This window comes from Bacteroidota bacterium, assembly GCA_013696965.1.
GTDB lineage: Bacteria > Bacteroidota > Bacteroidia > JACCXN01 > JACCXN01 > JACCXN01.
Genome location: JACCXN010000098.1, coordinates 24,419 through 31,971, shown reverse-complemented (window position 1 = coordinate 31,971; position 7,553 = coordinate 24,419). Strand labels below are relative to the sequence as shown.

Here is a 7,553-nt window from a genome sequence, read left to right as displayed (position 1 = left end):
CGACAAATATCCTTTTAAACTTCAAAGGGGGTACCCCCTTTGAAGTTTAAAAGCTGTGCACTCTTGTTTCCATTTTCTGTGTATTCTTATTTACCAAAAGTTGTGTATTGCTATTTACCGATTACAGTTAAGTTTTTCCCTACACCTTCAAAAGATAGGTTATACTTAGAAATGAATAAAACACCCGTTTATGTGAAAATCATGAGTATTACTGGGCAAGTTGTTTATACTGAAAAGGTAGTGGATAAAAATCACCTTATTGATCTTCAAAATTTGTCAAATGGTATTTACTTGATGCAATTAAATGGCGACAATTTTGTGCAGACAGAAAAAGTGGTGATTCAAAAATAATTTTCTGTGGAAAGCCCCGCAAAAAGTTGTGGGGCTTTTTATTTAGCTATAATTAATGTTTAGCTAAAAAATTCTACTAAAATTTCTTCTTGTTTTTTCTCGGTTCATTTTTTCTGGTATCAACTTTTATCCTGCCTAATACAGTAGTTTTTTCATAAATAACCTACAACATGTATTAGATCATTCTTCAGCAATTATGCTCTGTAGTATTTTTTGTTGCTTTAATTGAATAAACCATTGGAATGGTATTTCCTAAATGTTCAATCCTATATTTTCCTGGTTCAAATTCAATAGTGTTTTTAAAGCAATTGTATGGAGAATAATCAAATTCCTTGAATGAATTAATCTCAAGTCCTTTTGATATTAAGCTATTTAAAACTTCGCTCATGCTGTGATTCCAGCATACATATTGTTGCGTAATTTTGGCATTTCTGTCTGCATAAGTTCCATTTTCTGTTTCAACAATAGCGCCTGAATTGAAATAATTATACTCGATTTTTTCAAAATTATCATCAAACATCCAAATTACAGGATGAAATTCAACAAAAACGAACTTTCCATTTGATTTCAAGAATTTAGAAACCACTTTTGCCCACTTATCCAAATCTGGCAGCCAGCCAATTGTTCCATAACTAGTAAAAACAATATCGAATTGTTGGTTTAAATGGTTTGGTAAATCGTATATATCGCAACAAATAAATTTTGTGTCCGATTTCATTTCTTTTGCAAGTCGAACAGCATTTTGAATTGCTGTGTCAGAAAAATCAATTCCTGTTACATTGGCGCCCAACTTGCTTAATGAAATAGTATCCTGCCCAAAATGACATTGTAAATGAAGAATGGATTTTCCCTTTATATCTCCCAGCAAGTCTAATTCAATTTGCTGTAATGACGATTTTCCATTCAAAAATCCCTTCATGTCATAAAAGTCAGATTTCAAATGCGATTCTGTACGGTTATTCCAAGATTGTTTGTTAATTTCTATATAATTATTTTCCGGGGTCATGTTTTTTTTAAAATAAAGCCGCTATCCACGTTTATATTGACCCTGGCTTGTCTTGATAAACAAAGACCTTTATCTTTTAAAAACTAATTTTGGATGCTTTTTTTATTGCTATTTTTTATTGCTTTTTTCAACAAAAATTCAATGTTTATTTGGTAATTCAATGTAGAAAATTCAACTCTTTTTCTCTATACAATGGTTTTTAATCTTTCTATTTTCAAGTGTCTGTCAAAAGAATAAAGCTTTTCGTTTTTTTCAAGATGTTCATATAAAACAAGGCATTTTTCATACATATTTTTCTTGTCTTGACTATTCACTTTGTCTTTTGAGGTGGAATCTGCAATTAAAATTAGAATATTTGCAAGGCGTTCCAAATTTTCATTGTTTATCTTTTTTTCTTCCTGAAGAATTTCAAGCAACTTACTATTTGGCAGAATAATTATCTCAGCAATGTCCATATTAATTTCATTTTTCAGGGCATAATTAATCTTTTCAATTCCTTGATTTATCTGGCCCTCTTTAATGGCGCCAATCAAGTCACCCAAAATTTTTTCAAGAACTTTTCCAAGTTGATCAATTATCTTTTGAATATAATCTCTATGCTCCATTTATAGCTTAATTTTGATGTTTTAATGTTCCAAACACTTTTTCTCTAAATTCATTTTTTGTCAAAATATGCAATTCAAATTCGTTCATACTGAATTGCAATCGAAAATTTTCAAAAAGAGAAAGGTCATTGAAAAAATAGGCAAGTTCTGTTTTATTCCCCTTTTTGTCAGTTGCGTACAATGCCTTTGTTAAAGCAAAAGCAGTTGAACCGCCTTTCGTCCCACTGTGTTCCAACCACTCTTTGTTTGCCGGGTTTTCCAGAACATATTCCATTACTTCGTCCAAATATTGTTGGGTTTTCACATCAAAATAAACCCTGTTGTTGATTTTTTTCATAATACTCACATAATCTGCCACAGTTGAGCTAGGAAGGTTGTTAGACCATATTTTTTGAACATCCATTTCCATCATCTCTCCGGTTTTTGTTTTATAAACTGTATCAACCAAGAGTTTGGCATGAATACTTTTAGAAAGTTCTATATATTTTATCAACTCCAGGTTTTGAAGCTTTTCAGTTAATTCTGTTCCAGTTACATCTGGGAAAGCTTCATTTCCAATGAACATGGCAGAAGCAATATAATATATTTGAGTATGGTTTTTCAATCCTAAACTATCGATTCTGGAATTTATATTTTCCAATCCAAGCCTTTCCATTAGCCATTCTGTATTTGCATTTGAACTGTATTTAATCATTCCCTTTGCAATTTCTCTTAATGCAATTTTATTGTCAAAAGTTTTATTTTGAACAGTTAAAAGCCAAGCGGGATGTGCGCCTCCGTCAGTTCCTTTGATATGAAATTTTTCAAGATCAGCAATCGCTACAAATTCATCTGGGTTTATTGTTCCTGCACTGGCCTGTTTTGCGTATTCAATAGCAACTATTATTTTAACTGTACTTGCTAGCGGACTTAGCTTTTCTATATTTTGTTCTGCTAAAATACTATCGTTTCTAATCAACAAAATATTGGCTTTGTCGGGGTTTTCTTTTATAAAGTTTAGAACTTTTTCTTTGTCTGGCTTAAAATAAAACACTCCAAGTGCTGCGCCAATAAGCAATAATCCAACAAATATTCCTATTCCAATTAAAAATTTCTTTTTCATTTTGGTTGTTCTATATGCAAACATAGCAATTTTATTGTTAATGAATCAAATAGAGGAACAGGCATTCTTAACATAGACCTTTCCGCCTTTTCCCCCGGCCTTTATTTCGTTAAAATCTCAGACGAGGAACCACAAAAACAGAAAAGGTAATTTATAGCAGATAAAAATGTACATTATCTCATTTCTTGTGCTGATGATAATGAAATATTAAAGCACTAAATAAAATCAATTTTCATATTGAGTTTCATAATTTGCATTTCTACTAAAACTGTCCTTTTTACTTAAAGACGAGGAAGCATTTATCGCGGATATTAATAGTTTAAAATGCCTTGTTTTTTTTGAAGGTAAAGTTTCCCTTTCTAATCCAATTATTGCTTGCTTAAGCAGAGAAGGATTTTATCCTTTTATTTTTGCTAAATAAAATCAATTAAATAGTTCAGAAATTTGAAAAAATCAGACAACCATATACAGGCGATGAATAATTAAACACTTAAATATGAGTCTATTTTAGTTAAAAACACGTAACTTTGTTCAATGAAAAAAATGCTTTTATTTTGCTTCTTTCTTCAATTTTCCATGGTATATGCCCAGGAGGGAAAAAGTTCTGAGTTTGAAAAAACAGGAACTGAGTTATTTTATTCTAATGATTTTGTAGGCGCCTTGCCCTATTTTGAAAAAGCACTTGAACAAAATCCAAAATCAGCAAAAAACCATTATTTTTTGGGAGAAATAAATTTTAAATTAGAAAGAACAAAGGTTGCAATGGATAATTATAATAAGGCAATTGAGCTTGATACGGTTAATTTCACCTATTACAAAGATAGAGGGCGATTAAAGGCCCATTTAAAAGATTACAGGGGATCAATAGCTGATTTTAACAAATCGCTTGAAATTAGTCCTGATTTTTCTGACGCTTTGTTTGACCGTGCTCTTTCTAATTATCAGCTAAAACAGTATTCAGATTGTATTTCTGATTTTACAAGGGTAATAGAGAACAACCCAAAAGATAAGGAAGCTTTTTATAGTAGAGGAAGCGCTAAAATAGATTCAGGGGATTTAATTGGAGGTTGCACTGATTGGAGCAGGGCAGGAGAGTTGGGCTTTATAAAAGCGTATGAAACGATTCAAAAAAAATGCAATTAAATTTTATCCCTACAAAATAGGTATCCTTTATTTGTTCGAGTTTTTAAATCTTTACCCCAACAATACAAATATCATCTATTTGCTCCAGGTTTCCTTTCCAATCCTCTATTGTTTTAGCCAATACAACTTGTTGCTCTTCCATAGTTAAGTTATGAATTGAAACGAATAGCTCTTTCAATTGATTGTATTTGAATTTTTTTCCGTTTTGGCCTCCAAATTGATCCGCGTATCCATCCGTAAAAACATAGATAGTGTCATCCTTCATTAATTCGAGAAGATGATTTGTAAAAGCTTTACGGTTATCAAAAGATCCTATTGGTTGTTTGTCTGCTTTTATCTCAAAAAGGCGAACATCTGAATTCTCAAAAACAGGATTAATAAATTCACCATTAAGGTTTAAAGGGATATTGCTTTTTCTTACCAAGTACATAGAATTGTTGGCACCCGAATATTCAAGGGTATTGTTCATTGAATTGATTGAACACAATGCGATATCCATTCCATCCTTTCGTTTACTGAAAGTTTCCTCAACCAATTCAGAAAGCCTATCAAGAATTTTAGAAGGTTTTATAATGTTATATTCTTTTACAGACCGATTTAGTCCATTTGCCCCCACCATGCTAACAAATCCACCCGGAACTCCATGTCCTGTGCAATCTATGGCTGCAAAAAGAAGTTTGTGATCCACTTTTTCCATCCAGTAAAAGTCGCCACTCACAATAGCTTTAGGCTTAAATAGAACAAAAGATTTGGGAAACCATTGTTGTATAGACTCAGATGTAGGTAAAATTGCATCTTGAATGCCCTTTGCATAATTTATACTATCGGTAATTTCTCTGTTTTTTTCTGCAATTTTTTCTTTTTGCAATACCAATTCCCGGGTACGTTCTGAAACGATTTGCTCAAGTATTTTTTTTTCATTTAAAAGCGCCCTCTCCCTGTATCTAATAAATCCGTATATACCTAAACCTATTATAAATGCACAAAGCAAATAAAACATGAGAGACTGATACCAAGGGGGAGATATTGTAAAAGTAAATAAAGCAGGTTCCGACCAATTTGAATTGGAGTCAATAGCTCTTATTTTTAGCGTATAATTTCCGGGAGTTAATCCTGAAAAAGTAACATCATTATCTGGCTTTATTGGTGACCATTCTTCATCTCTTCCTTCTAATAAATAGGTGTATTTTAGCTTATCAGGGTTGCTTAAAGAAATAGCAGAAAAATAAAAAGTCAGGTTATTCTCATTGTGAGGCAATTGTAAAGAAAAAGGCACATTAAAGAAAGGAAGAATGCTGTCGGTTTTTTGCGACCAATTCACATTTTTATAAAAAAGCTGCAAATTGGAAATGTATACTTTAGGCACAGTTGAAATGTTTTTTTCCAGATAGGAAGAATATCTAGTGAGTCCTTTTCCGGTACCAAACCAAATATTGTCATCAGCGTCCTTGTGAATACTGTTGTCATTACATTCAACCCCGATGAATCCATCAGAAGAATTGTAATTTTTTGACCTTAATACTTTGCCGTTTTTATCTAAAAACAATTTGTCAAAACCCTTATAAGTACCTGCTATAAGGGTTGAGTCATTAAGAAAAATTAAGGAACGGATTGAATTTGAGGATAAAAAATTTTCATTTGCAATAAATTCAATTGCATCCTTTTCTTTCTTTTTCCCATTAAATTTATAAATTCCACCTCCATTTGTTCCAATCCAAATATTTCCATAAATATCCTCTGTAATTGCATTAATATCAATGTGTAATAAACCTTCTTCCATATCAAAGGTCTTCATTTCTCCCTTTCCGTTATATCTTGCTAATCCACCAGCTGTTCCAAACCAAATATTGTCTTTTTTATCTTGAATTATAGCCTTTACTCCCTGGTTCTCCATTGTTAGCATATCAGTAGAAACATTAAGGAATTTTATGCCATCATAACGGCTAATGCCATTGGCTGTGCCACACCAAAGAATTCCATTTTTATCTATAAATACGGCATTTACCCTGTTACTAATAAGTCCGTTATTTTCATCGAAAGTTGTAAAGTTATTTCCATCATATTTAATGATTCCCCTACTTGAAGTCCCCATCCAAATGTTCGTGTTTCCGGCTTTCCCTGTAGCAATACAGGTTAAAAAACTGCTCGATAATCCTTCTTTTTCTGTATATCCCATTAAAAATGGAATTTCTTTATTGTTGTTAATTACAGCAAGCCCACCCCCATCGGATACTATCCATATATTAGAATCTTTATCCTGCGCAATTCCTTGAATTTTGGTAGGAATTCCCTCTTTTAATGAATAGTGGGAAAAATGATCTCCTGGCAACATAAATAATCCATCACCATTTGTGCCTATCCAAATATTAGATTGTTTATCTTCAAAAAAACATAAAATCTGGTCGCTGGAAAAGCTTTGTTTGGAAGAATAAGTTGTAATTAAAAAGGCATCTGAGTTTTTTTGGGGTGTAAATCTGTTTATGCCCTTCTCGGAGGTGCCAAACCAAATACTATTATCCTGTGTGCAAAGAATATCCCAAACAGAATTGGCATTTAAACCATTTGATGTGTTATAGGAAACCACATTAATTTGATTTTCAATAGTATTCCCTGAATTAAGGTCAAATTTAAAAGCGCCGGCATTGTATGTTCCAAACCATAAATCCCCTTTATTGTCTTCAGATATTGATAAAAGTAAATCGCTGGGTATATTTTCCTCTCCATTAATAACCTTTACGGTTATTTTATCATCCTTTTGATATAAAATATTTATCCCTCCAAATGTTGCAGCCCAAATACTGTTGTATTTATCAAAATATAAATCAAAAACAGCATTGCTGCTTAAGCCCAGGGATTCATTATAATTTGTAATGCTATAATCGTTTTTAGAATTAAAAACAATTTTGTTTATTCCATTGTCATCGGTTCCTGACCAAATGGTTTTGTTATTATCTTCAATAAAGCACAAAACGGTGCTACCCATTAATCCTTCTGGCTTACCAAGGGTAAAAAACTCAAAGCCATTATAAATTGAGATGCCCTTATCGGTACCAAACCACAATCTACCACTGGAATCTTCCATTATGCTTCTAACAACATTCCCTGATAGCCCTTCTTTTATTGAATAGGATTTGAATTTTTTTCCATCGAAGCAACTAACCCCGTTTCCGGTTCCAATCCAAATAAAGCCGCGTTTATCCTGCTTAATGCAATAAACGTTCGATTGAGGCAAACCATCCTGTATGGACCAGTGTTTGAAATTGTTTACCTGGCTTGTTGCGTAATTGGCAAGCAAGAATAAGGCTAAAAAGGGAAAGAAAAAACGTAATGGCATTAATGAATAAAT

The 7,553-nt window shown here is 32.4% G+C and carries 6 protein-coding genes; 2 read left to right on the top strand and 4 right to left on the bottom strand.

Translation table 11 applies throughout. The features are described 5' to 3' along the window. Window positions 1-171: 171 nt before the first annotated feature. Window positions 172-351, top strand: coding sequence for a T9SS type A sorting domain-containing protein (locus tag H0V01_15260; protein MBA2584730.1), 180 nt, complete (start codon window positions 172-174; stop codon window positions 349-351). A gap of 187 nt (window positions 352-538) precedes the next feature. On the opposite strand, the gene H0V01_15255 is transcribed toward H0V01_15260, so the two are convergent. The 3 genes from H0V01_15255 to H0V01_15245 all read right to left on the bottom strand — a co-directional run bounded on the left by H0V01_15255 (window position 539) and on the right by H0V01_15245 (window position 3,064). Further along, entirely contained in the window at window positions 539-1,357 is an 819-nt protein-coding gene (locus tag H0V01_15255) for a class I SAM-dependent methyltransferase (protein ID MBA2584729.1), read from the bottom strand. A gap of 185 nt (window positions 1,358-1,542) precedes the next feature. Continuing rightward, a complete protein-coding gene (locus H0V01_15250; GenBank protein MBA2584728.1) occupies window positions 1,543-1,962 on the bottom strand; it encodes a hypothetical protein in 420 nt (139 codons plus the stop codon). A gap of 7 nt (window positions 1,963-1,969) precedes the next feature. Next, entirely contained in the window at window positions 1,970-3,064 is a 1,095-nt protein-coding gene (locus H0V01_15245) for a serine hydrolase (protein MBA2584727.1), read from the bottom strand. Window positions 3,065-3,607: 543 nt separating this feature from the next. Here H0V01_15245 and H0V01_15240 point away from each other — a divergent pair. Beyond that, complete coding sequence (locus tag H0V01_15240; GenBank protein MBA2584726.1) at window positions 3,608-4,207, top strand: tetratricopeptide repeat protein; 600 nt, start codon at window positions 3,608-3,610, stop codon at window positions 4,205-4,207. Window positions 4,208-4,250: 43 nt separating this feature from the next. Here the strand turns inward: H0V01_15240 and H0V01_15235 are convergent, their stop codons facing one another. Further along, window positions 4,251-7,541: a SpoIIE family protein phosphatase gene (locus H0V01_15235; GenBank protein ID MBA2584725.1), complete on the bottom strand. Its 3,291-nt coding sequence runs from the start codon at window positions 7,539-7,541 to the stop codon at window positions 4,251-4,253. Window positions 7,542-7,553: the final 12 nt, after the last annotated feature.

Coding starts and splice junctions, on each gene's coding strand:
- H0V01_15235 (MBA2584725.1), bottom strand. CDS start 7,541: ATGCCATTACGTTTTTTCTTTCCCTTTTTAGCCTTATTCTTGCTTGCC.
- H0V01_15255 (MBA2584729.1), bottom strand. CDS start 1,357: ATGACCCCGGAAAATAATTATATAGAAATTAACAAACAATCTTGGAAT.
- H0V01_15245 (MBA2584727.1), bottom strand. CDS start 3,064: ATGAAAAAGAAATTTTTAATTGGAATAGGAATATTTGTTGGATTATTG.
- H0V01_15240 (MBA2584726.1), top strand. CDS start 3,608: ATGCTTTTATTTTGCTTCTTTCTTCAATTTTCCATGGTATATGCCCAG.
- H0V01_15260 (MBA2584730.1), top strand. CDS start 172: ATGAATAAAACACCCGTTTATGTGAAAATCATGAGTATTACTGGGCAA.
- H0V01_15250 (MBA2584728.1), bottom strand. CDS start 1,962: ATGGAGCATAGAGATTATATTCAAAAGATAATTGATCAACTTGGAAAA.